Source organism: Deltaproteobacteria bacterium, from assembly GCA_019308995.1.
Taxonomy (GTDB): Bacteria; Desulfobacterota; Desulfarculia; order Adiutricales; family JAFDHD01; genus JAFDHD01.
On record JAFDHD010000038.1, the window covers coordinates 1 to 25,979 of the forward strand.

23 protein-coding genes are annotated in these 25,979 nt (G+C 54.0%); 20 read left to right on the forward strand and 3 right to left on the reverse strand.

What is annotated here, in order from left to right; all coding sequences use genetic code 11:
* The 3 genes from JRI95_08280 to JRI95_08290 all read right to left on the reverse strand — a co-directional run.
* Window positions 1-1,054 (reverse strand): hypothetical protein (locus JRI95_08280; GenBank protein ID MBW2061542.1); only part of this gene is annotated, 1,054 nt, incomplete at its 3' end.
* Window positions 1,055-1,085: 31 nt separating this feature from the next.
* On the reverse strand, window positions 1,086-2,456 hold the full coding sequence (gene lpdA / locus JRI95_08285) for a dihydrolipoyl dehydrogenase (protein ID MBW2061543.1): 1,371 nt from the start codon (window positions 2,454-2,456) through the stop codon (window positions 1,086-1,088).
* Window positions 2,457-2,556: 100 nt separating this feature from the next.
* Window positions 2,557-3,546: an NAD(+)/NADH kinase gene (locus JRI95_08290; GenBank protein MBW2061544.1), complete on the reverse strand. Its 990-nt coding sequence runs from the start codon at window positions 3,544-3,546 to the stop codon at window positions 2,557-2,559.
* A gap of 302 nt (window positions 3,547-3,848) precedes the next feature.
* Between JRI95_08290 and JRI95_08295 the strand changes: the two genes are divergently transcribed.
* The 20 genes from JRI95_08295 to JRI95_08390 form a co-directional block, all read left to right on the forward strand.
* Window positions 3,849-4,826, forward strand: a complete 978-nt coding sequence (locus tag JRI95_08295) for a thiamine pyrophosphate-dependent dehydrogenase E1 component subunit alpha (protein MBW2061545.1) — start codon at window positions 3,849-3,851, stop codon at window positions 4,824-4,826.
* A gap of 21 nt (window positions 4,827-4,847) precedes the next feature.
* A complete protein-coding gene (locus tag JRI95_08300) occupies window positions 4,848-5,810 on the forward strand; it encodes an alpha-ketoacid dehydrogenase subunit beta (protein MBW2061546.1) in 963 nt (320 codons plus the stop codon).
* Between the two features lie 98 nt (window positions 5,811-5,908).
* Complete coding sequence (locus JRI95_08305) at window positions 5,909-6,883, forward strand: thiamine pyrophosphate-dependent dehydrogenase E1 component subunit alpha (protein ID MBW2061547.1); 975 nt, start codon at window positions 5,909-5,911, stop codon at window positions 6,881-6,883.
* 18 nt (window positions 6,884-6,901) lie between these two features.
* Window positions 6,902-7,864: an alpha-ketoacid dehydrogenase subunit beta gene (locus JRI95_08310; protein MBW2061548.1), complete on the forward strand. Its 963-nt coding sequence runs from the start codon at window positions 6,902-6,904 to the stop codon at window positions 7,862-7,864.
* A gap of 111 nt (window positions 7,865-7,975) precedes the next feature.
* Window positions 7,976-9,235, forward strand: a complete 1,260-nt coding sequence (locus JRI95_08315; protein MBW2061549.1) for a 2-oxo acid dehydrogenase subunit E2 — start codon at window positions 7,976-7,978, stop codon at window positions 9,233-9,235.
* Window positions 9,236-9,251: 16 nt separating this feature from the next.
* Complete coding sequence (gene lipB / locus JRI95_08320; GenBank protein MBW2061550.1) at window positions 9,252-9,992, forward strand: lipoyl(octanoyl) transferase LipB; 741 nt, start codon at window positions 9,252-9,254, stop codon at window positions 9,990-9,992.
* Window positions 9,993-10,007: 15 nt separating this feature from the next.
* Entirely contained in the window at window positions 10,008-11,255 is a 1,248-nt protein-coding gene (locus JRI95_08325) for an MFS transporter (GenBank protein MBW2061551.1), read from the forward strand.
* 53 nt (window positions 11,256-11,308) lie between these two features.
* Window positions 11,309-11,788, forward strand: a complete 480-nt coding sequence (locus tag JRI95_08330; protein MBW2061552.1) for a PH domain-containing protein — start codon at window positions 11,309-11,311, stop codon at window positions 11,786-11,788.
* A gap of 133 nt (window positions 11,789-11,921) precedes the next feature.
* Window positions 11,922-12,878: a DnaJ domain-containing protein gene (locus tag JRI95_08335; protein ID MBW2061553.1), complete on the forward strand. Its 957-nt coding sequence runs from the start codon at window positions 11,922-11,924 to the stop codon at window positions 12,876-12,878.
* A 121-nt stretch (window positions 12,879-12,999) separates the two neighbouring features.
* Complete coding sequence (locus JRI95_08340) at window positions 13,000-13,668, forward strand: DUF434 domain-containing protein (protein MBW2061554.1); 669 nt, start codon at window positions 13,000-13,002, stop codon at window positions 13,666-13,668.
* 23 nt (window positions 13,669-13,691) lie between these two features.
* A complete protein-coding gene (locus JRI95_08345; GenBank protein ID MBW2061555.1) occupies window positions 13,692-14,666 on the forward strand; it encodes a tRNA 4-thiouridine(8) synthase ThiI in 975 nt (324 codons plus the stop codon).
* Window positions 14,667-15,031: 365 nt separating this feature from the next.
* Window positions 15,032-15,973: a Ppx/GppA family phosphatase gene (locus tag JRI95_08350; protein ID MBW2061556.1), complete on the forward strand. Its 942-nt coding sequence runs from the start codon at window positions 15,032-15,034 to the stop codon at window positions 15,971-15,973.
* Window positions 15,970-17,442, forward strand: a complete 1,473-nt coding sequence (gene guaB, locus JRI95_08355; protein ID MBW2061557.1) for an IMP dehydrogenase — start codon at window positions 15,970-15,972, stop codon at window positions 17,440-17,442. The genes JRI95_08350 and guaB overlap by 4 nt, the downstream gene beginning before the upstream one ends.
* A gap of 58 nt (window positions 17,443-17,500) precedes the next feature.
* Entirely contained in the window at window positions 17,501-19,063 is a 1,563-nt protein-coding gene (gene guaA, locus JRI95_08360; protein ID MBW2061558.1) for a glutamine-hydrolyzing GMP synthase, read from the forward strand.
* A gap of 2 nt (window positions 19,064-19,065) precedes the next feature.
* The gene (gene dnaE, locus JRI95_08365) at window positions 19,066-22,533 is read left to right on the forward strand and encodes a DNA polymerase III subunit alpha (GenBank protein ID MBW2061559.1); all 3,468 of its coding nucleotides are present in this window, start codon (window positions 19,066-19,068) and stop codon (window positions 22,531-22,533) included.
* Between the two features lie 39 nt (window positions 22,534-22,572).
* The gene (locus tag JRI95_08370) at window positions 22,573-23,313 is read left to right on the forward strand and encodes a UPF0280 family protein (GenBank protein ID MBW2061560.1); all 741 of its coding nucleotides are present in this window, start codon (window positions 22,573-22,575) and stop codon (window positions 23,311-23,313) included.
* Window positions 23,314-23,490: 177 nt separating this feature from the next.
* Entirely contained in the window at window positions 23,491-23,970 is a 480-nt protein-coding gene (locus JRI95_08375; protein ID MBW2061561.1) for a metallophosphoesterase family protein, read from the forward strand.
* Window positions 23,971-23,981: 11 nt separating this feature from the next.
* Complete coding sequence (locus tag JRI95_08380) at window positions 23,982-24,488, forward strand: HIT domain-containing protein (GenBank protein ID MBW2061562.1); 507 nt, start codon at window positions 23,982-23,984, stop codon at window positions 24,486-24,488.
* Entirely contained in the window at window positions 24,485-24,844 is a 360-nt protein-coding gene (locus JRI95_08385; GenBank protein MBW2061563.1) for a DUF1049 domain-containing protein, read from the forward strand. The genes JRI95_08380 and JRI95_08385 overlap by 4 nt, the downstream gene beginning before the upstream one ends.
* Window positions 24,845-24,863: 19 nt before the next feature.
* Window positions 24,864-25,979: tetratricopeptide repeat protein (locus tag JRI95_08390; GenBank protein ID MBW2061564.1), on the forward strand; the 1,116-nt coding region annotated here is incomplete at its 3' end.

The window sequence follows — 25,979 nt, forward strand, 5'->3', positions numbered from 1 at the left end:
CGCCCGCCCAGACCAAAACCAGGTTTATAATTCCAATGGCAAAAATCACCAGGGCAACGATGGTTACGGTATTCCTCACCGAAAAGCTGGCCGCATGGCAGGGCATGCAGATAATGCCTTTTGTTGGCAAGACCCTGGCCGCCGCGCCGACAGCGTTTCCTTTGTGATGGCAGATGCGGCATGAGGCCTCATCACTCACACGAGCCAGGCTGTGAACCCGGCTCAGAGCGCCTGGTTTCCGGTCCGGCTGGCCCAGGATCAACCCTGAGTCAGGATCCCGGACTGGCTTTATGCCTGAAAGATGACAGGCTTCACAACTGACCTTCCCATGAGCCGCCATATCAACCGTGGCCTCATGCGAAAGATGGCACACCAGACAATCCAGACGCCGCTGGGCGGCATGGCTGTATTGGGCGGAATCCGGGTGACATTCAAGGCAGGTCAGTCTTCCGTGAGGAGACGACTTAAGCCCAGCCATATCTATCTGCCAGGCCATAGCGCTCCCCTCTTCTTCCTGACCGTGACAAAGAAGGCACAACGCGGAAGTCCGGGCATCTTTTTGCTCCAAGGCCCGGTGACAGGCCAGGCAGGATTCATCCTCAGGGGAAAGCTCAGGCAAAGCCGTGCGATGTTCGTGACAGACCCCGCATTGCTGACTCAAAGGCTTGTCCGAATTAAAGCGGTCTCCTAGGCTGAGTCTTAAGGCACGGCTCAACTGATAGTGCGGATCGTGACAGCGAAGACAATACTGGTATTCCTCATCCCTTCTGATCTCCTTGCCGCCGTGAAACCCCTTAGCCAGGCTGTCTAGAACGTCATCGTGGCAGTTGAAGCATCTCTCAACGTTAAAGAAATCTTCAAGCCTCCGGTTGACATTGGCTGGATCGGGGTGAAGTTTCTGTTCCTGAATCTCGCTGTGACAGTCAAGACAGGAAAACTGACCGTGGCTAGAGGCGTGGAATTGTCCGGTGTCAATAAGCCAGGAGGCTTCACCGGTAAAACTCCCGAACGTGAAAAAGACCGACAACAAAACAAGAAAAGTCAGGCCTTTCATCACTCTCACCCGGTCAAACAGGTCATCTGGCTCAACGTTTCGGCAGGTAGAGAGCCCATCCTGAGACGTCCTGGGCGGCCATGGCCATGGATTCAGAGAAAGTGGGATGCACCGTGATCGAACGCGCCAGGTCCTCGGCCGTGGATTCCAGCTGCATGGCCAGAACGGCTCCCCAGATCAACTCCGCGGCTCGGCCCCCGACGATATGAACCCCTAAAATCTCGCCATACTGCGCCTCGGAAACGATCTTAACCGCTCCTTCCATTTCGTCGTAAGACATGGCCAGGCCGTTAATAGAAAAGGGGAAATCGCCGGTCTCAACCTCATATCCCTTTTCTTCGGCTTCATCCTCCGAGAGTCCAACCGCGCCCACTTCAGGGATGGTGAAAATACCGCGCGGTACAAGATGAAAAGGAAAAGCGCGCTCCACCCCCATGGCGTTTTCCGCTGCGGTAATACCCATGGCTGTGGCGGCGTGGCTGAGCATCCAGCCGCCGATGACATCTCCAATGGCGTAAATACCCTCCGTCTTTGTCTGAAGGTTGTCATTTACGGTGATAAAGCCGTTTTCATTCAGGCTGACACCGGCCTGCTCAAGGCCTAAACTATCTGTATTGGGCTTCCGTGAGGAGACCAGGACCCGCTCCACCACAACGGTCTGATCCTCAGGGCCGGAGAGGCTGGCTTTATAACCTTTCCCTGATTTCTTGACGGATTGAAGGGTTGAGCGAGGAAAAATTTCCACACCTTTTTCCCTGAGGGCCTGTCCGACCCGCTGGCCGGTGTCGCCGTCTTCTCTTGGCAGAATCCTGGCGGAATCAGTGGCCAGATACACCTTAGCGCCAAAGGCATTCAATATGGCGGCCTTTTCCACTTCCACGATCCCGGCTCCACTAATCAGTATGGAAGCAGGGACCTGGGTCATATCGAGCACCTGATCGGTGGTCATGGCCGCATTTTTAAGACCGTCAATGTCCGGGAGGTGGAGAGAACTCCCGGTGGCGATGATTATTTTTTTAGCCTCCAGGGTCTTTCCTTCCACTTCCACTTCACGAGGACTCTTCAAGAGACCTCGCCCTTCGATGACCTCGATGCCGTTATTGCCTAAAAGTCCGCCCATGCCCATGCGAATATCAGCGGCTACACCGTTCTTCCGTTCCTTGATCTTTGACAGGTCGGTGCCTTCGAGCGTCGCCTTTATCCCAAATGCGTCGGCGTTCCGTATCGCCTCATGGAGATACACCGCCCGGAGCCAGACCTTGGAAGGAATACAGCCCCGATTAACACAGGTCCCTCCTATTTCTGCCGCCTCGATCAAAGCCACCTGGCCGCCTAGCTGGGCGGCGCGTATCCCGGCGGCATATCCTCCAGGTCCACCTCCGATTACAATCACGTCATACATTTATTTACCTCTTTCTAAACCCGTTTTGTTCGATGCATAAATAACCTGTGCCTTTAATCAGGCACAGACATTCCATGAAAACCAGGCGAAACAGCCTGAACTAAATCTGACCAGCCACGAACAGGCGTTCCTCTGAGGCCCGCCGAAGCGATTCACTTAAGTTAACGAGACGCGGACCACGAAGGTTCAGTTTAATGACCAGTCGGTCCTTTTTGGCCTGGCTGAGTTCACGCTCGCCGTCCAAGGCGATAATGGCCGGCCCTTGAGAAACTTCAACTGCCTCATCCGGTTCAAAAAGGCGAAAGGATTCAATCGGCACCCAGGGGATCAGACCGGGCGCAATAGGGGCCTTGACCTGCTTTTGCCCCGGCCCGATTTTAATGTACAGGCCTTTTTTTGAATGAGAGGGAAGAGGGCACAGGTAACCGCCCAGGGACGAAAGACCTATATTCCCGGGGTCGGCTCGGGTGAGAAAGATTTCCTTGAAGGTCGAAACGTCCCAGATGGCCCGGGAAGCGACAAAACCTGATGTTGAAATAACGACATCAACCAGAGCTATGTCCAGCAGCTCTGAATCATGCCAGATCTCCAGCCGGGGCTCTCGCGTGATAACTTCATCCAGGCCGGAGGTGCTCAAGGCCACGATTCCCGCCGCAATCCCGGCCAGAGTCCCTTCGACCATAGAGCAAAAAACATTGTTCGTGCCAGTGGCTATGGAAAGAAGCGGCGTTTCGCCACATGTCTTGGCCACGACACGATTGGTTCCGTCACCGCCAAGAACGACAATGCAGCCCGTATCCATGTCATTTAAAATCTTAGCCGCCCGGGTTGAGTCATCCTGGGTATCTTGAGTTCCCATATCGAGAAAGGAGGCTCTTAACGAAAGGTCCAGACCTTCCAAAGCCCGCGCTCCGATACCATAACAGTCGGGCATGATAAAAACCTCCTCCACCCTGGCAGAATCCAGGCCCAGAAGCACCCGCTTGATAATATTTCTCTTTTCTCTATTGGAAAAGACGGAGCCATAGGCGACCAGCCGGCGAATGTCTTTACCAGATGCTGGATTGGCAATGATGCCCACAGGTCTCAATGAGTATGCCCTCCATCATGAAGTGAAGCGATCGGCTTAAGAATCATCAAAAGCTTTTCCGGTTTCCATCAAACACAAATTTAAAAAAACAAAGCCGTTCAAGGCTTTTGCTTCTTAGCAGAATTGGCCTTAATCGTCAATAAATTTTCAGTAATAGGCTTGACAAAAAAGGTTCTAACCATATATCGTGAGAGATCATTCAGCTCTCGAGTGCCAGAAGATAGTGGTTTGGCTGTCTGATTTCGCATTACAACGAGAATCCTTGCGGCTTAATATAATTAAGCCGGAAGAAGGAGGCGAAAATGGAACTGAAAAAAGAACAACTCATCAACCTTTACACCCTCATGGTTCGCACCCGAAAACTGGACGAGCTTACCATTAAAGGGCTCCAGGAAGGGAAAGTGCTGGCATTTTACCATAGCGGTCAGGGGTCAGAAGCCCTGGCCGTCGGAGCGATTGCTTTTCTGCGGCCGGATGATTATGCGTGGGGCCACCACCGCGGGCACGGTATCGGGTATCTTCTCGCCAAGGGAGCGGATGGAAAAGAATTTCTGGCCGAGCACTATGGCAAGGCAACCGGCAGTTGCCTGGGTGTCTCTGGCTTTCATTATGCTGATCCTGAGTTAGGAGTTCTGGGCGCCGCAGGCACGATCGGCTCCGTGTTCCCTATATCCTTAGGTTGGGGACTGGCGGCTAAAAAAAATAAACGTCAGCAGGTCATGGTTTCTGTCTTTGGAGACGGCGGCTCGAACCGCGGCACACTGCACGAAGCCTTCAATCTGTCCTCGGTCTGGAAGCTGCCTATCGTCTGGATCTGCGATAACAACGGCATGGCGCAATTCATGCCCATCAAGGACGCCTACGCCCGGGAGGACATCGCCGACCTAGCCGCGGGATATGATATGCCCGGCGTCGTCGTGGACGGCATGGATGTGCTGGCGGTTCAGGAAGCGGTTCAAGCCGCGGTGGCGCGGGCTCGCGCCGGTGACGGCCCATCTTTAGTCGAGGCCAAGACCATCCGCTACCGGTCGCACTCAGAAGGGAGTCCTGACGTTGTGCATAACCAGCCGCGCTCAGAGGAAAAAATAGAGGCCTGGAAAAAACGGGACCCCATCGAGTCTTTTAAAGCCAAGCTGTTGGAGCAAGGCATGCTGACTGAGGCGGACGTGGACAAAATCAACCAGGAAGCAGATGCTGAAATGGCCGAGATAGAGAAGTTTTGTACTGACAGCCCGCCGCCTGATGTGTCAGTCCTGGAAAAGTTACTTTACGCCGAATAGAAAACAAGGAGGTTTCAAGCCATGAAACAGACCATATATTTGATGGCCATACGGGAAGCACTCGATGAGGAAATGGAGCGAGACGAAAAGGTTTTCATCATTGGCGAAAATGTCCAGCAGGGCACTTTTGGAACCACCAGCACGCTAGTTCAGAAGTTCGGTCCGGAAAGGGTCATGGATACTCCGCTGGCTGAGACAGCGGTGGCGGGCGCGGCGGTGGGCGCGGCCATGGCCGGCTTCAGACCCGTGGCGGACATGATGTTTGCCGATTTTATGTATATCGCCGGGGACGAAATCATGATCAAGGCGGCCAAGTGGCATTTTCTGCACGGCGGGAAGGTCAGCGTACCCCTAGTTCTCATGGCCGCCATGGGCGGCGGCATGAAAATTGGGGCTGAACACTCCATGTGCCCGGAATCCATAATCATGCACACGGCCGGGCTGAAACTGGCCATCCCTTCCACGCCTTATGACGCCAAAGGCCTGTTAAAGACGGCCATCAGGGATAATAACCCGGTGGTCTTCTTCTACCATAAAGGACTGTTAGGCGTACCGGGCGAGATACCCGAAGAGGAGTATCTTGTGCCTTTTGGCCAGGCTGATGTTAAACGAGAAGGGTCAGACGTGACCGTGGTTGCCACTTCCCGCATGGTGCACCTGTCCCTGGCCGTGGCCGAAGAACTCAAGGACAAGGTCAGTGTCGAGGTCATTGACCCCAGGACCCTGGAACCTCTGGATATAGACACTATCATCGCCTCGGTTAAAAAAACGGGCCGGGTGGTCGTTGCAGACGAGGATAACAGACGCTGCGGCGTGACCTCTGAGATCGGGATGCAAATCATGGAAAAAGGCTTTGACTACCTCGACGCCCCGGTTCAAAGGGTTGCCGCGGCTGATCTTCCCATTGCGAGTGGATTTATGGAGGAGCACATTCTGCCTCAGCCCAAGGACATCGTCGCTGCCATTGAAGCGGTTGCAACTTAGGGCGCCGTGGATGTAATTTTGGGGTTATCAATTTACGTGTTTAAGAAACATATAATCATGAAGTCTTAAAGCATTTTTTGAACCACAAGGAGGTGGACATGAAGCTGACAAAGGATCAATTAATAAAACTCTACACCCTCATGGTTCGCACCCGAGAGCTGGACGGACTGATAATCAACGCTCTCAAGACCGGAAAAGCAATCGGATTTTTCCACAGCGGCCTGGGTGAGGAGGCTGTGTCAATCGGGGGCTGCACCTTCACCCTCAAAGATGACGACTACCTCTACCCTCACCACCGGGGTCACGCCATAGGATTCTTTCTGGCCCGAGGGTTATCACCGAAATCATTTGTGGCCTATCATCTGGGCAAAGTACCGCAGGACGTCGAAGGACCAACCCCAGTGGAACGAGGGATATTTGGCGTCAGCGGCACCATCGGGGGCTCCTTTGTCCTCTCGGTCGGGATGGCCATAACCGCCAAAAAAAATGGCAAAGGCCAGGTCACGGCCTGCTTCTTTGGAGATGGGGCGGCCAATCGCGGCACACTGCACGAAGCCATGAACCTGGCCTCGGTCTGGAATCTACCCATTGCCTGGATTTGCGAAAACAATCTTTACGCCCAGTTCATGCCTTTTAAAGACGCCTTTGCTCGTGAAGACATTGCGGATATCGCGGCCAGCTATAACATGCCTGGAGTGGTGGTGGACGGCCAGGACGTCCTGGCGGTACACGAAGCGGTTCAGGCCGCTGTGGCCAGGGCCAGAGCCGGGGATGGACCATCGCTGGTGGAATGCAAGACCTATCGCTACCGTGGGCACTCAGAAGGGGGTCCGGACATCGCCCATTATGAACCACGCCCCACCGAGGAAGTAGAGGCGTGGAAAAAGAGGGACCCGATCGTACTCTTCAGGGAAGCGCTGCTCAAACAAGGCACTCTGACCAAGGCGGATATCAAGAAAATTGACAAGGAGACCGAGACCGAAATTGAAGCCCTGGAACAATACGCCGACGAGTGCCCCAGACCGCAGCCGGAAGACCCCTCGGTCCTTGATAGGCTTCTCTATGCTGAATAATCTTAAGGAGGATCCCAAATGAAAGAAATACGGCTTGTCAGCGCCATCAATGAAGCCCTGGCAGAGGAAATGAGCCGGGATGAAAAAGTTTATATCATCGGTGAGGATGTTCAGGCTGGCACATTCGGCGCAACCACCCGTCTGATTGATAAATTTGGACCGGACAGAGTCATGGATACCCCGCTCTCCGAGACCGCCATCGCTGGCGCCGCGGTAGGGTCGGCCATGACAGGCTATCGCCCGGTGGCTGATTTTATGTTTTCTGATTTCATGTTCATCGCTGGCGACGAAATTTTTGTCAAAGCGGCCAAATGGCGCTTCATCCATGGTGGAACGCAGCAGCTTCCGCTGGTCTTCATGGCGACCATGGGAGGCTATGCCAAGCTCGGGGCCGAACACTCCCAATCCCCGGAATCCATGTTCATGCACACCCCGGGGCTGAAACTGGTTGTCCCTTCCACACCTTATGATGCTAAAGGGCTCATGAAATCGGCCATCCGCGACAATAACCCCGTGGTCTATTTATACCACAAAGGGCTACTGGGACTGAAAGGAGAAATACCGGAGGAGGAATATATCATTCCCCTGGGCCAGGCAGATATAAAGCGGGAAGGCACGGACGTTACGGTTGTGGCCACCGGCATGCAGGTGCACTTCACCCTGAGGGTGGCACAAGAGCTGGAAGGCAAGGCCAGCCTCGAGGTCATTGACCCGCGGAGTCTGGAACCTCTCGACATCGAAACTATCATCGAATCAGTCAAGAAAACGGGGCGGGTCGTCGTTGTGGACGAGGACACCAAGCGATGCGGCGTGGCCGCTGAGATCATGGCGCAGATCATGGAACAGGCCTTCGATTACCTCGACGCCCCCATTCAAAGAGTCGCTGCAGCCAACTACCCTATTCCGGGCGGTTTTATGGAAGACCACGTGCTTCCTCAAATCAAGCACATCAAAACCGCTGTTGAAACTGTGATGGGCTGAGTGACAGAACCTGCCTGATTACAATTTGGACCCCAGGCTCATAAAGGTAACAAAGTCACAGTAGCCGAGCCAATCAGGCATGAAATTTATTAACAAATAAGGGAGGAAAAATTGGCGCAAGAAATCCACATTCCCAAACTTGGTATGAGCATGAAGGAGGCCACGCTTGTCGAGTGGAAGTTCAATGAGGGCGATCAAATCGAAAAGGGTGACGTGATTCTGGTCATTGAGACCGAAAAGACCAAATGGGAGGTCGAAGCCCCGAGTTCGGGCTTACTGCATATTTTAGTTGATATAAATGCTACGGAAAAGGTGGGCGCAGTCATCGGCCTCATCGCCGAGACCCAGGAAGAGCTCGAAGCCCTGCAAAAAGAGTCAGGGGTGGTGGCCGGCGCCGCAGCCGAGCCTGCAACCGCCGCGGCTTCTGCTCCTGCGAAATCCGTGGCGGCAAAAGCTGGCAAAGGAGAACCTGTGCGCATCTCCCCGGTAGCACGGAAGCTGGCCGAGGAGCATATGATAGACCTGACCGCTGTGACCGGCTCCGGACCCGGAGGCAGGATCGTCAAGGAAGATATCGAAAAAGCCGTCGAGGCAAAAAAGGCCGCGCCTGAAGTCGGTCCCCTTGAGGCGATAGAACTCGAAGAGTACGATGGGAAAAAAATCAGGGAAAAAATACCGCTCCTAGGGATGAGAAAGGCCATCGCCGAACACATGCACCGCAGCCTGGCCGTGGCCGCTCAGCTGACCTCCATGGGTGAGGTTGAAATGACGGAGCTGAAAAAATTCAGAACTCAACTCCTCGAGCGGGAAGAGGCGCTTGGGACACGGATCACCTACACAGACCTTTATGTCCTGGTTATCGCCAAGGCCCTCAAGCAGATGCCAATGGTCAACGCCAGTTTGATCGAGGATGAGATTATAATCTGGGATGACATCAATGTCGGCGTGGCTGTGGCCCTGGCAGGTCAGGATGCCATGGGCGGCGGCTTGATCGTGCCGGTGATAAAAAACGCCGATCAAAAATCACTGGTTGATATTAGCAAGGAGCTTAAAGCTACCATAAACAAGGCCAGGGAAGGCAAGCTAATGCCCGACGATGTCACCGGCGGCACCTTTACCCTGACGAATCTCGGGGGCCCCGGCGGTGGATGGGGATTTGGCACCCCGATCATCAATCAGCCTCAAGCAGCCATTCTGGGTACCGGCTCGATCGTGGATAGACCGGTCGTGAAAGATGGTGAGGTCGTGATCAGGCCAATGATGCCCTTTTCTTTCACTTTTGACCACCGGGTCATTGACGGGGCCCCGGCCGGACTGTTCCTGGCACGCCTGACTCAGCTCCTGGCAAACCCGCTTCTCCTGCTAGTCTGACCTGCCTTGAATCGGTATGGCAATTCTGAAGGTCTATCAACTGGGTCTGGCCGAATACGGCCAGGCCTTTCAAATCCAGGAAAGGCTCCAACAGCGAAGAATTAAGGGGGAAACCACCGACACCCTTCTCCTGCTGGAGCACCCTCCCACCCTGACCATCGGCAGCGAAAATGACCTCGAAAACCTCCTCGTTTCCAAAGAGGAGCTCATAAAAAGGGGCATCTCCCTTTTCCCGGCCGATCGAGGAGGAGGCATTACCTGGCATGGTCCGGGCCAGCTGGTGGGCTATCCCATCCTGGACCTCAAAGAAAAGGGTCAGGACATTCGTAAATTTATCCACGATGTGGAAGAGGTGATCATCAGGACTTTATCCGATCTTTCCATTGCGTCATCGCGGGACGAGAACCACATCGGTGTCTGGGTGGGCCAGAAAAAGATAGCGGCTATTGGCGTAAGAATAAAAAAATGGGTAACCAAACATGGCTTTGCCTTGAACGTGAGCAGCGATTTAACACATTTTTCTCTAATCAATCCCTGTGGCATAACAGACAGGGGCGTGACCTCCATTAACAGGGTCCTGGGCCGCAGCGTGTCCATGGATTTCATCATGGAAAGGGTTGTTGTTCACTTTTCAAAGGTGTTTGATCTGGAGGTCGAAATGGCTGCAGAAATCTCCTGTCAGCGCCTCATGAACCTTGAAAAAAAAGACGCAGGAAAAGGCTTTGAACCGCCCATCAGGGCTGCCTCCCGGCCTTAACAATAAAGTAACAATATGGCTATTTATTACGGATGGTGGATCGTCCTGGCCTCGGCTTTAACTGGCTTCTACGTGGCGGGCACAGTCTTTTACGGCTTCACCGCCTTTGTTGATCCGCTGGTGGAAGAATTTGGCTGGAGCTACACCCAGGTATCACTCGCCTCCTCCCTGCGCGGCCTGGAGATGGGCCTTTTTGCCCCGATCGTTGGAATTCTGGTGGGTCGGCTCGGACCAAGAATTATAATGCGTCTGGGGATAATTATCATGGGTTTCAGCCTTGTCCTGCTCGGCTTGACTCACTCTTTGATCATGTTTTACGCCGCCTTCCTCCTCCTGGCTTTGGGGGCTGGTGGATGCACCAGCGTCGTGGTCATGGCCGTTGTGGCCAACTGGTTTGATAAAAAAGTAGGACTGGCCATGGGTATCGCTGTTTGCGGATTCGGGGCCTCCGGGTTACTCGTTCCCATCCTGGTCAAACTGATTGATATTTTTCAATGGCGCGAAACATTCATCATTCTGGGCTTGATCGCCTGGGGTCTGGGAGTTCCCTTATCGTTCGTCATCCGTGACAGACCGGAGCAATATGGATACCTGCCTGATGGGATATCCCTTTCAGATGCAGGCCTGGCGTCAGAAATTGAAAAAAATGATAAGGAAATAAGTTTCAGGGAGGCGCTAAGAGACAAGGCCTTCCTATACATACTCTCTGTGGAAGCCATACGCCTTCTCATTGTAGGCACCACAGTCATACACGTGATGCCTTACCTGAACAGCCTTGGCATAGCGAGATCAACCGCCGGTCTGGTTGCAGCCGGAATCCCGCTCTTCAGCATAATTGGTCGAGCCTCTTTCGGCTGGCTCGGGGATGTCACTGACAAGCGGCATGTCGTGGCGGGCACATTTGTCCTCATAAGTCTCGGGCTCTTCGCCTTTGCCTATATTGAACATAAGTGGCTTATTCCCGTTTTCCTCCTGCTTTTTGCCCCTGGGTACGGTGGAGGCATGACCATGAGAGGAACCATAATCAGGGAGTATTTTGGCCGCGCCTCTTTCGGTAAGTTGATAGGCTTAACCATGGGTGTTGCGTCTGTGGCCGGAATCATCGGCCCGACCCTGGGGGGGCTGGTCTTTGACACGCTGGGAAGCTACTATTTATTATGGGTTGCTTACGCTGTTCTAAGTATCTTCGGCATGCTGTTAACCTTAAGGATCGAGCCTTACCATGCCAGGTCTGGTTACTCGCAGTCCCGTATTGATCCTTAACCATCATTAATTCCCTCAAAAGCAGGCTTGTTTAGCCGAATCAGCAGGAAGAAATGATTGAAAGGCCGAACCAAAACAATGACCTCCATGAAGAGGTCCTTTTGAAGATGAGACCAGCCTGGCGCAGTTTCCTGGTGTTTTTTCTCGGGATCGCGCTCTGCGTGGGCGGTCCATTGCTCAAAGCTGACTCACCGCTAAGCCCGACCATCGGTTTTATCATCGGGGCCATTTTTCTTTTAATTATCATCCGACGCTGGTCCAACGTTTATACCCTGACCAATCGCCGATTACTCGTTAAAGCAGGGCCTTTTCTCAAAAACAAGGTCGAAATATCCCTGGAAGATATTGACACCGTCGAGATCCATCAGGGACTCACCCTCAGGCTGACGGCCACCGGTCATGTCTTGATCCATTCTCGAAGACCTGACCAGGCGAATATCTTGTTATACGGCCTGCCCGGTCCCATGAACTTCAAGGATCGTCTTGAAAAGCTAGTCGCCGAAGCCAGAGCGAGCGCCAGCCAGGCCAGATAGCAGACCACTGGCAGCTAGATACCGGCGCACCTTGACACATTCGGACCTTTGGACTATTCTTAATATTGAAAGGTGGGCGGGCCTGCCAGGGAGGTAAGCCCTTTTTTCGTTTTGGAGGTCAAACGCAGGTACCATGGCTAAAAATGAGGATTACTACAAAACCCTGGGAGTCAGCCGTCAGGCCACTCCGGAAGAGATCAAAAAGACCTACCGCCGTCTGGCCATAAAATATCACCCGGACAAGAACAAGGACAACAAGGAGGCTGAAGAAAAATTTAAAGGGATTAATGAAGCTTACGCTGTCCTGAGCGATTCTGAAAAACGAAAAAAATACGACCTGTACGGACATACCGGGTTCCAGCAGCAGTATTCCCAGGAAGACATTTTCCGGAACTTCGATATTGGAGACATGTTCAAGGAGTTCGGCTTTGGAACCGAGGACATCTTTTCTCAAATATTTTCCGGTGGCCCAGGGTCTCGGCGTCGAGGTTTCGGCAGGTCATATGTCAATATGGGAAACATGTCCGGTGAGTTCGGCCGACAAACAAGAGCAAGACCGGCCCCGCGCAAAGGGCAGGATGTCTCTTACGACCTCCATCTGTCCCTGGCAGAATCTATCTTTGGGGCCGAGCGCCTGGTCGCTTTCAATACCGCTGACGGAGTTTCCAAAATCTCCGTCAAAATTCCGGCCGGCGTCGAAACAGGTAAGAAGCTGCGTCTGGCTGGCAAGGGCTACCCCAACCCGAACGGCGGACTTCCGGGCGACCTCTATATTAATATCACGGTAGATCCTCATCCAGAATTTTGGCGAGAGGGAGACAACCTGGTTCGTGATGCGAATATTTTACCTTCAGATGCCATGCTTGGCACGACCATCCAGGTCAAGACATTAGAGGATAAAATTTTAAGCCTCAAAGTGCCTCCTGGAACGCAAAGCCACACCCGGCTCCGGATTAAAAATCATGGCGGCACCCGTCTTAAAGGCCAAGGCAGGGGTGACCTCTTTGTACGTTTGATCGTTACTTACCCCGATAAGCTCTCCAAACGGCAGAAAGAACTTGTCCAAGCCCTGGCCAAAGAAGGATTGTAAAGGACTTCGACCTTGAAGCAGCCCATGTTACTCAGCCCTTGAAATCCCTATTTGGGCAACCAGGCCGAATCTTCGATGGAATTCATAGGGTGCTTTCCTGGAGATATCCATCGCAAAGACAATGGAACCGATCATCAAGGCAGCAGCCGATCTAAGGTATCTCCTGGAGAAAGGCTACCCCAGACCCGCGGCGCTGACCTTTGTTGGAAACCACTACCAGTTAATCCAGGCTGAACGCGAGCTTCTGAACAGAGGCGCTTATCCGGATGCCGTGGCCAAGGCCCGGCAAGAAAAACTGGCCCGACCGTGGCATGTCACCGGCCGTCCTTTGGGCATAGACGGCCATAACGTGCTCATCACTCTGGAAAGCGCTCTTCTGGGCCGGGACCTGATCGAGGCTGACGACGGCCTCATTCGGGATATAGCCGGCGTCTTTGCTTCCTACCGTCCCGGGGCAGTCACCGACCAGGCCCTGGAGTTGATCCTTGATTTTCTGAAGCGCATGGTCCCGGAATCGGTTCTTTTCTTGCTGGATGCCCCCATGAGCCACAGTGGAGACCTGGCCTCTCAGATCACCTCCGCCCTGGCCGCGCGAAATCTGATCGGCCAGGCCAAGGCCGTCCCGGTTCCAGAAAAGATACTTTATGACTTCCCGGGCCTGGTGGCTACCAGTGACTCGGTCCTGATTGACCGGGCGGCCGAACCATTCGACCTCGCTGGCCACCTTATCAAAGAGCACATGCCTGATCTTAGGATTCAGACATTGAGTCAACCACCATCCTCAAAATAACGGCCTGAGTGCTGATTGAGCAGATGACGATAGCTTATGGCATATTTTCCGGCGGTCTGGACAGTCTGCTGTCAGCTAAAATCCTGATAGATCAGGGGATAGAAGTGCGTCTGCTTACTTTTGTCACCCCTTTCTTTGACGCCAAGCGAGCTGAAGCCTCAAGCCGGTTGATCGGCCTCGTGACCCGGCCGGTTGACATTACCCGGCCCCACCTTAAGATGCTTGAAAACCCGAAGCATAGTTATGGCCGTTTCATGAACCCATGCATTGACTGCCACGCCCTGATGTTCATCCAGGCAGGCCGAATCATGGAAGAGAAAGGAGGGGATTTCCTTTTTTCCGGGGAGGTTCTCGGTCAGCGGCCCAAATCCCAGAGTAGCTATGCCTTGAGGTTAGTCGCCCGAGAATCAGGATATGCAGACTACATCCTCAGACCTCTCTCCGCCCTGAAGCTCCCTCCAACCAGGTGCGAAGAAGCTGGTTTGGTGGACCGCGCCAGATTACTGAATCTTTCCGGACGCTCGCGCAAGCCCCAGATAAAACTGGCGGCAGATTTTCAAATCAAGGGCTATCCCTCCCCTGCCGGGGGCTGCCTGCTGACCGACCCCATCTTTTCCAATCGTCTCAAGGAGTTGATGTCCCAGAATGCCGACTTAACCGCTCACAATGTGGAGCTCCTGAAATATGGAAGGCACTTTCGCCTGCCAGGCGGCAGCAAACTGGTTGTGGGCCGGGATGAGAAGGAAAACAAGATTATCTTCAATCATTTTCAGCCTGATGAGGTTATGTTCCAGGCGGCTGGCGTGCCCGGCCCCATTGTGCTGATGATAGGCAGCGATCAATCAGACCTCAAACTGGCGGCGTCAATTACTGTTTCCTACAGCGACGCCAGGCTCAATCAGCGGTACAGAGTTATATTGACCTCCGGCCAAGGAGAGGAATCGCTTGAAGTCGCGGCTCTGGCAAAGGAGGCCTTTGCTCATCTGATGATCAAATGATTAAAATCCTTCATGACCAATGGTGAAGGGCCGTTTCTTTCAATCTCCGGTCTCGCAGCCCTGCTGTGTACTTCATAAGTACCTGCAACTTTCTGAACTTCCTGAAAATATTTCTCTTTTACTTGGAAAGACAACCATGACCAACCATGAGTTGGTAATTATGGTTTAGAGAGAATGAAAAAAATACGCCGATTGAAAGGCTTATGCCTTGTAGGTCAGGGTGGCCCGCGAAGCGGGTCTCCCTGACAATATTAACCATATTTGTGTCAGGGAGCTTCGCGCCCTGACCTAGAACTGACCAGCCCAGGTGAAAATTTTTATCTCAAAAACCTTGACAAGCCTCAAGACTTTTATTAATAATGACCATGGATTTTGCAATTCCCGCTTCTATTGATATCGGATCGAACACGATCCGTCTTCTTGTAGCCTCACCTACAGAGAACGGCATAAAACGGCTTCTGGTTAAGCAAAAAGTAACGCGACTGGGTGAAGGCCTGAAGCCGGGAGGTTCTCTTTCCACGCAGGCCAAGGAAAGGACTCTCGGAGTCCTGCGTAATTTCTGTAATGAAGCCCTGGCCCTGAAGGCAGGGCCTATCCTGGCAGGAGCGACCGGCGCCGTTCGTGAGACAGTGGATGGAAAGGACTTTGCATCCCGAGTTAAACGGGAACTGGGGCTGGACGTACTGATCCTTACCGCAAGGCAGGAGGCGGATTTAACTGCCGCCGGCGTCTTGAACGCCCGGCCTACTATTTCGGATCCGGCTTTGATCTTTGATCTCGGGGGCCGCAGCACTGAATTCATCCTGACCCAGGATGGCCACAGCCTGACCTCGGCCAGCCTTGCCTTGGGAGCGGTGTCCTTGACAGAGGTCTTTTTCCGCTCTGACCCACCCACATTAAAAGAGATTCGAGCCTTAAGGGTTGAAGTGGGGGCGATCCTTTGCCAAGGCCTGGCCCCCATGCTGAAAGACGCCAAACCAAAAACCCTGATCGGCACGGCTGGCACCGTGACCACCCTGGCGGCTATGGCCCAGGAACTCACGATTTACCGGCCGGAACTGGTACACAACTTCCGCCTGACCCGAAAGGACATGGAAGGCCTTTTCAGGCGTTTGGCTGGTCTAACCGCGGCTGAACGCGCCTTAATCCCCGGCCTTCCAGAAGACAGGGCGGACATTATCGTGGCCGGTGCCGGGGTTGTCTTGGAGTTAATAAGATTTATAAATACCGATCAATTAATCGTCAGCGACGCGGGTCTGCTGGAAGGCCTCTGGCTCGCGGCCGCTGGGCTGAGGAGGATATTATGAACGAAAATCGTATTTGGACCGACGGCCTGACCTTTGACGATCTGCTTTTGATGCCCGCGGCTTCCCGGGTCCTGCCTTCAGAGGTGGACGTCTCTACCGAACTGACCACGGAAATCAGCCTTAACCTGCCGCTGGTCAGTGCGGCCATGGATACGGTTACCCAGGCGGAGACGGCTATCACCATGGCCCGCCAGGGCGGACTGGGCGTTCTTCACCGTAATATGAGCATAAGCAAGCAGGCGATCGAAGTGGAGAAGGTAAAGAAGTCTGAAAGCGGCATGATCGTGGAGCCGGTTACGGTCGAACCGGAGCAGCAAGTATACGAAGTCCTGGAGATCATGAAAAAATATCGTATCTCCGGGGTGCCGGTCGTCAAGGGGGAGGAACTCAAGGGTATCGTCACCAACCGTGATCTGCGCTTCGAGACCAAATTCGACCGGCCCGTGTCTGAAGTCATGACCAAAGATAATCTCATCACCGCGCCGGAAGGGATCACCCTGGAGGAATCCAAGGTTCTGCTCCAGGAGCACCGTATAGAAAAACTTCTGGTCATAGACGATCAGGGTCGGCTCAAAGGCCTGATCACTATCAAGGATATCGAAAAGGTCAGAAAATATCCCTTGGCTTCCAAGGACTCCTTAGGACGGCTCCGGGTGGGCGCCGCCATCGGAACCTCATCAGGGTATCTGGAATGGGCCGAAGCGCTCCTGGGTGCGCAGGTGGACTTAATCGTGATTGACTCCGCTCACGGCCACTCGGCCGGGGTCGTCGAGGCCGTGCGAAACATCAAGAAAAACTTTAAAAACCTTCAGCTTATTGCTGGCAACGTCGCCACACCCGAAGGAACCGAAGCCTTGATCGAAGCCGGCGCTGACGGCGTCAAGATTGGAGTGGGTCCTGGCTCGATATGCACGACCCGAGTCGTGGCCGGGGTCGGCGTGCCGCAGATGACAGCCATCATGTCCTGTGCAAAGGTTGCGGAAAAGAAAGGTATTCCCATTCTGGCTGATGGTGGTATAAAATTTTCTGGAGACATAGTCAAGGCCATTGCCGGGGGCGCCCATGCCGTCATGATCGGCGGGTTATTCGCTGGCACGGACGAAAGCCCCGGCGAAATGGTTCTGTTCCAGGGCCGCACCTATAAAGTTTACCGGGCCATGGGCTCGATCGAGGCCATGCGGGAAGGATCCCGTGATCGTTATTTCCAGGAGGAGGCCCTTTCTGAGTCCAAACTGGTTCCAGAAGGCATCGTGGGGCGAGTCCCGTATCGCGGACCCCTGGCTGACAGCGTTTATCAACTCATAGGCGGGCTAAGAGCTGGCATGGGCTACGTCGGCTGCGCCACCATCGAGGAACTCAGAACCAGGCCGGTCTTTACCCGTATCACTCCAGCCGGGTTAAAAGAAAGCCATGTCCATGATGTAATCATTACCAAGGAAGCGCCCAACTACCGCCTGGAGCAGCTTTAATTCCCTGGGCTGAGCAGGCCGTCTTCATGGTAGGATGACTTTAGAGCGAAGGCAATAAATGGTTCAAGATATTCATGAAAACAAGATCATTATCCTTGACTTTGGGTCCCAGTACACGCAGCTCATTGCCCGCCGCGTCAGGGCCTTGAAGGTCTATTCAGAGATTCATCCCTGCACCCTGGACTTAAGCCGGCTCCGATCCATGTCTCCAGGAGGGATCATCCTCTCCGGAGGGCCTTCTTCAGTCCTTATGCCTGAGGCTCCCCTGATCGAGCGCGAAGTTTTCAAGCTGGGTGTTCCTGTCCTGGGAATCTGTTATGGGATGCAGCTTATGACCCATATCCTGGGCGGTGAGGTTGCGCCTTCAGGCCGGCGGGAATACGGCCCGGCTGAACTCGTCATTGACGACGCTCAAGATGTCTTCTTTGAGCTGGATGAGGATGACAGGGCCCTGGAGGTCTGGATGAGCCATGGCGATCGCATTGAGAAGCTCCCCCCAGGATTCAAAACCATCGCCCACAGCCAAAATTCCCCTATCGCGGCCATGGAAGACGCTGCCGGCCGTTTGATCGGGGTGCAGTTTCATCCAGAGGTCTCTCATACCCCCAAAGGTCAGGATATTTTGGCGAATTTCCTTTTCCGCGTCTGCCTGCTTGAACCTCAATGGACCATAGCCAGCTTCATCGAGACCGCCGTGTCCGAAATCCGGGCCAGGGTGGGTCAAAAACGGGTCATTTGCGCCCTGTCCGGCGGGGTGGATTCCTCGGTTGTGGCCGCGCTTCTTCACCGAGCCGTTGGAGATAAAGTCACGGCCATCTTCGTGGACAACGGTTTGCTCCGTAAAGATGAGGCCGATTATGTGGTGAAACTTTTTAAGGAGCGCTTTCAGATAAACCTGGTCCGGGTTGACGCGGCAGAAATATTTCTAAAAAAACTTCGCACGGTCGAGGACCCGGAGCAGAAACGAAAAATTATCGGGCATGAATTTATTAAAATCTTCGAGGCTGAGGCTGAGAAACTGGAGGGTGTTGACTTTCTGGCCCAAGGCACCCTTTACCCGGATGTGATCGAATCAATTTCATTCAAAGGGCCATCGGCTACCATCAAGTCTCACCACAATGTGGGCGGGCTGCCAGAAGCCATGGACCTTGAGCTGATTGAGCCATTATGCGAACTTTTTAAGGACGAAGTCCGGGAATTGGGTCAGGTTTTAGGGCTGCCCCATGAACTGGTCTGGCGCCAGCCTTTCCCCGGGCCGGGACTGGCCGTGCGCATACTCGGCGCGACCACCCCGGAAAGGATTAAAATCCTTCAAGAGGCCGACGCCATCGTGCGGCAGGAGATTGAACGTGACAGCAAGCTGGCCCGGTCGCTCTGGCAGTATTTTGCCGTGCTTCTGCCTGTCAAGACCGTAGGGGTTATGGGCGATGAGCGCACCTATGAGAACGTCGTTGCCCTCAGAATTGTTGATAGCGTGGACGCCATGACCGCAGACTGGACCCGGATGCCTTATGAAGTCCTGGCCGTCATCTCCAACCGTATCATCAACGAGGTCAAGGGCATCAACCGGGTTGTTTTCGACATCTCCTCCAAGCCCCCCAGCACCATTGAATGGGAGTAACCATGAATTCTTTCGTCCACCTCCATGTTCATACTGCGTACAGCCTGCTGGACGGCGCTATCAGGATTGATGACCTTTTGGCCAGGGCCAAGGAATTCGGCATGGAGGCCGTGGCCATCACCGATCATGGCAATATGTTCGGCGCTCTGACTTTCTATGAAAAAGCAAGTCAGGCCGACATCAAGCCCATTATCGGATGCGAGGTTTACGTCGCGCCGCTGGGCCGCTATCGCCGGGAACAGAGCGACCCCAGGTACCACCTCATCCTCCTGGCCAAAAATTATCAAGGCTACCAGAACCTTATTCGTCTGGTGACCATCGCCAACCTGGAAGGTTTTTATTATAAGCCCAGGGTGGACTTTGAGGTGCTTCAGCAATACAGCCAGGGCCTCATCGCCCTTTCGGCCTGTATTCAGGGCCAGGTCCCCAGTCTGATCGTTTCCGGCCAGGATGAAATGGCCTTAAAAGCGGCCCAGGACCTCGCCCGGATTTTCGAGGGCCGCTTTTATCTTGAACTGCAAAAAAGAGCCAGCCCGGAACAGGAAACAGCCAATCAGGGATTGTGCCGCATTGCCAGCGAGCTAAATCTGCCTCTGGTCGCGACCAATGACTGCCATTACCTGCGCCAGGAGGATGCTGCAGCTCATGACATCCTCCTCTGCATACAGACCGGGAAGACTGTCGAAGATGTGGATCGGCTTCGTTTCGACAGCTCGGAGTACTTTTTCAAGTCCGCGGAAGAGATGACCAGCCTCTTCAGCGACCAGCCGGAAGCGCTGGCCAATACGGTCCGTATTGCCGAGGAGTGCAGCCTGGAGATTCCCAGGGGTGGCTATCACTTCCCGGTCTTTCCTCTTAGTGAAGGTGAGGACCTGGAAAGCCGCTTGCAAGAGCAGGCCAGGTCGGGCCTTGAGAGACGGCTCGATCATCTTCGCTCAAACCAGGGTCTGGATGAAGCGGAAGAGGAAAAGTACCGCCAAAGGCTGGAAAAAGAGCTCGACGTTATCATCCGCATGAAATTTCCCGGCTATTTTCTCATCGTGGCCGATTTTATCAGCTATGCCCGCCAGAACAACATCCCGGTCGGGCCCGGCCGCGGTTCAGCAGCCGGGAGTCTGGTGGCTTATTCTCTGGGCATCACCGATATTGATCCCCTGCCTTATGGCCTGCTTTTTGAACGCTTCCTCAATGTCGAACGGGTCTCTATGCCAGATATTGACATTGACTTCTGTAAAAACGGCCGGGAGAAGGTCATCCAGTACGTGTCCGATAAATACGGCGGTCGAGAAAATGTGGCCCAGATTATTACTTTCGGCCAGATGCAGGCCCGGGCTGTGATCCGGGATGTAGGCCGGGCCCTGGGTGTGCCTTACGGTGAAGTGGACCGCATCGCCAAGCTGGTTCCGAACCGACTGAACATCACCTTAGCCGAGGCCTTAAAGGATTCTCAACTTCAGGAAATAATCCGGCAGGACAAACGGGTCAGCCAGCTTATTGAGATCGCTCAGTCCCTGGAGGGTCTGCCGCGGCATGCCTCCACACACGCCGCCGGGCTGGTCATCAGCGATCGTCCCCTGGTAGAATACCTGCCGCTGTATTGTGTCACGCCGAATCAGGCGGAAAACCAGGATAAGGTCGTGGTGACCCAGTACGACATGCACGGAGTGGAGAAAATCGGCCTGGTAAAATTCGACTTCCTGGGCCTCAAGACCCTGACCCTGATTGATTACACCTTACATCTGCTCCAAGCTCGCGGCATCACAGAGAACATCTCCAACCTGGACCTCGAAGACCAGCTTACCTATGACCTTCTCTGCACTGGTGACAGCACCGGCGTCTTTCAGCTTGAAAGTACAGGCATGCGTGATCTGCTGGTCAGACTGCGCCCCAACTGCTTCGAAGACGTCATCGCCCTGGTGGCCCTCTACCGGCCGGGACCGCTGGAAGGCGGTATGGCAGACCCTTTTATTGATGGCAAACACGGGCGTATTAAGGTCGAATACGAACTGCCAGAGCTTGAACCCGTCCTCAAAAGCACCTATGGCGTCATCCTTTACCAGGAACAGGTCATGGAGATCGCCAGCCGCCTGGCCAACTACTCTTTAGGGGAAGCCGACCTGCTGCGCCGGGCCATGGGAAAAAAGAAGCCCAAGGAGATGGAATGGCAGCGCGGGCGCTTCATGGAGGGGATCCAGGCCAATGGGATTGACGCCCAAAAAGGCACCAAAATTTTCGACCTCATGGCAAAATTCGCGGGCTATGGTTTTAACAAGTCTCACAGCGCAGCCTATGCCCTCATCGCCTTCCAAACGGCTTACCTGAAGGCGCACTATCCCCTCGAATTCATGGCCGCCCTGCTGAACAATGAGGTCAACAACACGGATAAATTAGTCCGCTTGATAGGCGAATGCCGCGCCAAGGACCTGGTCGTCCTGCCGCCTGATATCAACCAGAGCGATGTGAACTTCACGGTGAGCGAAGGGAAAATCCGTTTTGGACTGGCAGCCATAAAAGGATTGGGCCAGGCGGCTATAGAATCCATTATCGAGGCCAGAGCTGACGGTCCGTTCAGGGATCTATTCGACACCTGTCAGCGCGTTGACCTCCGGAAGGTAAACCGGAAGGTGCTCGAGGCCTTGATAAAATGCGGGGCCTTTGACTTAACCGGCGCAAAAAGGTCCCAGATGGCCGCCTCTCTGGACGAGGCCCTGGAACAAGGCGCGAGGTTCCAAAAAGACCGGGAGTCCGGGCAGACCAATCTCTTTGAAGGCCTTGAACCGGCGGGGGATGAAATACCGGCGCGCTGGCCGAATATTGCGGAATGGCGGGAGACCTTGCGCCTGAATTATGAAAAGGAGGCCCTGGGGTTTTATATCAGCGGGCATCCTCTGGCCCGCCTTGAAAATGAACTGGCGGCCCTGACCAACACCGATACCCAGCGGGTGCAGGAGATGGGTGATGGGACCAAGGTTCGCCTTGGAGGTCTCGCGGTTCACCTTGATACCATCATCACCAAGAAGGGTGATCGCATGGCCTTTGTAACCCTGGAAGACATGGCTGGCCAGGTGGAAATCCTGGTCTTTCCCGAACTCTATCAGGCCAGTATGGAGTACCTGGAGCAGGACCGGCCGCTGCTGGTGACCGGAGAACTGACCACCGAGGAAAAAGGCTTAAGATCTATCAACAAGATCATTGCGAAAGAGATTCTCCCCCTGGAAGCGGCGGCGAAGAAAATGGTCCGAGAAGTCAACCTCACTATGTCGGCTGCTGCCAGCGACCAGGAAACCCTCTTGAAACTCAAGGATATTATCAACCGGCACCAGGGTGAGACACAGGTGGTCCTCAAGCTTCATCTTCCGGGTCAAGGCACTGCCGTGCTCAGTCTGAAGCAAAAGGTAGAGGCAAGCCCGGCGCTGCTCCGTGAGGCCAAAGAGGCCCTGGGGGAAGCGGGTGTAAAATTTTCATACTAGATGCGTGTCCCCAAGCCCCGTCAGGGAGAACGTTTTGCCATGAAGCTTTCACATGATTCGGGGAAGGCTGTCTACCGCAACAAGGTTCGAGCCAGCGGCCTGACCGGCTTCGACGTTCGGCTAGAGCAGACCGATCTTTTTATTCGGGCGGAAAGGGATCTCTCTGCCGAGGCCCTGGACCTGGTCATCCAGGGCCGCTCTCGAATCTTAAACTGGGCCGAAAACCATGGCGATTTCCTCACCCGGCTTGAACCTCTCCCCAAGGAACCGCTGGCGCCGCCGCCGGTCAGAGAGATGCTTTCCGCCGGCTCTATCGCTCAGGTCGGCCCCATGGCGGCCGTAGCCGGAAGTCTGGCCGAGTTCGTCGGTCGAGGCTTGCTGCCTCTTTCCCCGGATGGGGTCATTGTTGAGAACGGAGGGGACATCTTTCTTGCCACTGCCAGTGAAATTGTGGTCGGTCTTTTCGCGGGCGCCTCCTCTCTGTCCTTACGTCTAGGGCTGGTCCTAGTTCCTGATCAGACCCCGGTCGGAATCTGCACCTCATCGAGGACGGTAGGGCACTCCTTCAGTCTGGGGCGAGCGGACGCCGCGACCGTTATGGCGGATTCGGCTGCCTTGGCCGACGCCGCGGCCACCGCCCTGGGAAATCGGGTCGAGCAGGAAACGGACATTAAACCGGCCCTGAACTGGGTTTTAGCCTTAAAGGGAGTTCGTGGAGCGGCCATAGTCCTGGGGAAAAATATCGGCCTTTTGGGAGATTTGAATCTGGTCCAGATTTAAATCCGTGTCACCTCACCAGATTTCCTTTCTAGCTCAAGACAATTTGCCAATCTATCCCGGACGGAATGCGACCGTTCGCTAACCCGGACTGACTAAAAAGACTTGTTTTACCCTGACCCTATTTGGTAAAGTAATTAAACAAGATTAGAAAGCTGATTATAGAAGCAGGCTCGGTTCATGAAGATCGGAGTTATGTCTGACACGCACCTGAGAGAGGTCACGGAAGAGCTGAAAAAGGTCGTCGAAGGAATTTTCAGCGGCACGGATATGATCCTTCATGCCGGGGATATCGTTTCACCGGCGGTGCTGAATTATCTCAACTCTGCCCGCGTGATCGCAGTCAGCGGCAATATGGATTTTTATGATACAGCACAGGCCCTTCCAAGCAAACGCATCGTTAAGGCCGGAAAGTTTAAAATCGGGCTCATACACGGCTGGGGCTCGCCGCACGGCCTGGCCCAAAAACTCAGGAAGGAGTTTGATGAGATAGACTGCCTCATCTTCGGCCACAGCCACCGGCCGCTCAATTCACAGGTCGGGTCTGAACTTTACTTCAATCCAGGGTCCATGACCTTCGGGAGTCGCTCTCACAAAAGATCAGTGGGCATGTTACAAATAAACGACACGATCCAGGGAGAAATCATCGCTCTCGACTAGGAGATGGCAACATGAAAAACCTCTGGGCCCCCTGGCGCATGACTTACATTACCGGAGATGACAACCAGGCCGCCACTGGAAGCTGCATCTTTTGTTTGAAAGGGGATCACCCAGCGCCGGATAAGGAACGGTTCGTTCTTTATGTCGGTCCACTCTCCATGGTCATGATGAATCGATACCCTTACACCAACGGTCACCTTCTGGTCGCCCCCCGCCGCCATGTAGCCGAACTCGCTGATCTGGATAAGGAGGAGCTAGGCGACCTACTTGACCTTGTCCGCACCAGCATCGAGATAATACGCCAGGACATGAACCCGGATGGGTTCAATGTCGGCTTGAACATCGGCCAGGTAGCTGGAGCTGGCGTGGAAGACCACATCCACTTTCATATCGTGCCGCGCTGGAATGGGGATACAAATTTCATGACCGTCTTTGCTGATGTGCGGGTCATCCCGGAACATCTGGAGGCCACGTTTGGTCGTCTGGCAAAATTTTTTATGGCACTGCCCAAGAAGTGAAAACTATAAAAGCGATAAGCATCGGCCTGGCTATCATCATCCTGGCAATCCTTGTGGTCCAGAACCTGGAAGTTCTATCCCAGAGTGAGGTTTTCAGATTCAACTTTCTCCTTGCATCTTTTGACAGCCCCCCGCTTCAGATTTATCTCCTTCTGATCATCTTCTTCCTCCTGGGTTTCGCGGCTGCCTATCTGATCGGCTTTGTCAAGCAACGCCGCCTGAAGAAGACTATCAATAAGCTTAATCAGTCCCAGGTCGAAACCGAAAAGGAATTAAACTCACTCCGCAATCTTCCGCTCACCGATACGAGCCTCGCCGTCAACAAGATGCAGCCTGATATGCAAAACGAAAATTGAAATCATGCGGAGGCAGCGCTTGGAATTCATCAACATAAAGATAGCCCTGTATCAGCTGATTCTTCTGGTGGCCGCCGGGTCCCTGATACTGGGTTATCTCCTGGCCTTATTCTCAAAGCGCCTTCGCGGCGCTGATACAGTGAGGCAAAAGGTCGAAAAAGAACGAATAGCCTCAAACGCAGCCTTCATGAAAGGGCTGAATTACATCCTCTCGGACAGACAGGACAAGGCCATCGAGGAATTCACCCGCGCCGTGGCCCGGGACACCCAGACCGTGGAAACATACATGGCTCTGGGCAATCTTTTCCGAAGCAAGGGAGAACTCGAACGAGCCATACGCATTCGGCAAAGTATCATGCTCCGGCCTCACTTAAACGAAAAAATACGGCTGCAGGCCCTTTACGACCTGGGCCTGGACTACCGCATGGCCGGACTTTATGACCGGTCCATTAAGGCCTTTGAAGAGGTAATCGCCGAGGATTCAAGGCAGGCGGATGCTTACCGCCAGCTGGTTCAAATCTACGAGGAAACTCGGGATTGGAACCAGGCCTTCCAGACCCTGCAGAGGCTGTCCAAATTGACCGGCAAAGAGTCCAAGAACGTCTTGGCCCACTACCAGGTCGAGATGGGTAAGGTCTCCTTTGAACAGGGCCAACTGTCCCAGGCCCGCGGAGCTTATAACAAAGCCCTTGCTTTGGACCCGGGCTGTGTTGACGCCTACCTTCACCTCGGCGACCTTCTCCTCAAGGAGAAAAAAATAAAAAAGGCTATAGAGGTCTGGCGCAAGATCGCCGACGTCGCCCCGCACATGACCTTTTTAATCTTCGGCCGGCTGGCTCGTGTCTACAACGAGCTCAATGACCTTAAACCGGTTGAAGACTTCTTGAAGGAGTGTGCGGCCAGAGACCGGAACCCATTGGCTCACCTGGCTCTGGGAAGGCTGTTTCTGGAAGGCGGGAACCAGGAACACGCCCTGGATGAGTTCCGAAAAGCCCTTAAGCTCGACCCGAGCCTTTTAGAAGTTCACCGGGAGCTAGGTTTGCTCCTGCTGTCTTTGGAACGGCCCGACGAAACCCTGGCCGCCTTTCAAAATCTCCTTGAAAACATGACTTCTCCTGGAGCCGATTTTCAGTGC

Excerpts from the sequence above, each read along its gene's own strand:
- lpdA (MBW2061543.1), bottom strand. The coding sequence starts at position 2,456 with ATGTATGACGTGATTGTAATCGGAGGTGGACCTGGAGGATATGCCGCC.
- JRI95_08295 (MBW2061545.1), top strand. The coding sequence starts at position 3,849 with ATGGAACTGAAAAAAGAACAACTCATCAACCTTTACACCCTCATGGTT.
- JRI95_08300 (MBW2061546.1), top strand. The coding sequence starts at position 4,848 with ATGAAACAGACCATATATTTGATGGCCATACGGGAAGCACTCGATGAG.
- JRI95_08305 (MBW2061547.1), top strand. The coding sequence starts at position 5,909 with ATGAAGCTGACAAAGGATCAATTAATAAAACTCTACACCCTCATGGTT.
- JRI95_08310 (MBW2061548.1), top strand. The coding sequence starts at position 6,902 with ATGAAAGAAATACGGCTTGTCAGCGCCATCAATGAAGCCCTGGCAGAG.
- lipB (MBW2061550.1), top strand. The coding sequence starts at position 9,252 with ATGGCAATTCTGAAGGTCTATCAACTGGGTCTGGCCGAATACGGCCAG.
- JRI95_08325 (MBW2061551.1), top strand. The coding sequence starts at position 10,008 with ATGGCTATTTATTACGGATGGTGGATCGTCCTGGCCTCGGCTTTAACT.
- JRI95_08330 (MBW2061552.1), top strand. The coding sequence starts at position 11,309 with ATGATTGAAAGGCCGAACCAAAACAATGACCTCCATGAAGAGGTCCTT.
- JRI95_08335 (MBW2061553.1), top strand. The coding sequence starts at position 11,922 with ATGGCTAAAAATGAGGATTACTACAAAACCCTGGGAGTCAGCCGTCAG.
- JRI95_08340 (MBW2061554.1), top strand. The coding sequence starts at position 13,000 with ATGGAACCGATCATCAAGGCAGCAGCCGATCTAAGGTATCTCCTGGAG.
- JRI95_08345 (MBW2061555.1), top strand. The coding sequence starts at position 13,692 with ATGACGATAGCTTATGGCATATTTTCCGGCGGTCTGGACAGTCTGCTG.
- JRI95_08350 (MBW2061556.1), top strand. The coding sequence starts at position 15,032 with ATGGATTTTGCAATTCCCGCTTCTATTGATATCGGATCGAACACGATC.
- guaB (MBW2061557.1), top strand. The coding sequence starts at position 15,970 with ATGAACGAAAATCGTATTTGGACCGACGGCCTGACCTTTGACGATCTG.
- guaA (MBW2061558.1), top strand. The coding sequence starts at position 17,501 with ATGGTTCAAGATATTCATGAAAACAAGATCATTATCCTTGACTTTGGG.
- dnaE (MBW2061559.1), top strand. The coding sequence starts at position 19,066 with ATGAATTCTTTCGTCCACCTCCATGTTCATACTGCGTACAGCCTGCTG.
- JRI95_08370 (MBW2061560.1), top strand. The coding sequence starts at position 22,573 with ATGAAGCTTTCACATGATTCGGGGAAGGCTGTCTACCGCAACAAGGTT.
- JRI95_08375 (MBW2061561.1), top strand. The coding sequence starts at position 23,491 with ATGAAGATCGGAGTTATGTCTGACACGCACCTGAGAGAGGTCACGGAA.
- JRI95_08380 (MBW2061562.1), top strand. The coding sequence starts at position 23,982 with ATGAAAAACCTCTGGGCCCCCTGGCGCATGACTTACATTACCGGAGAT.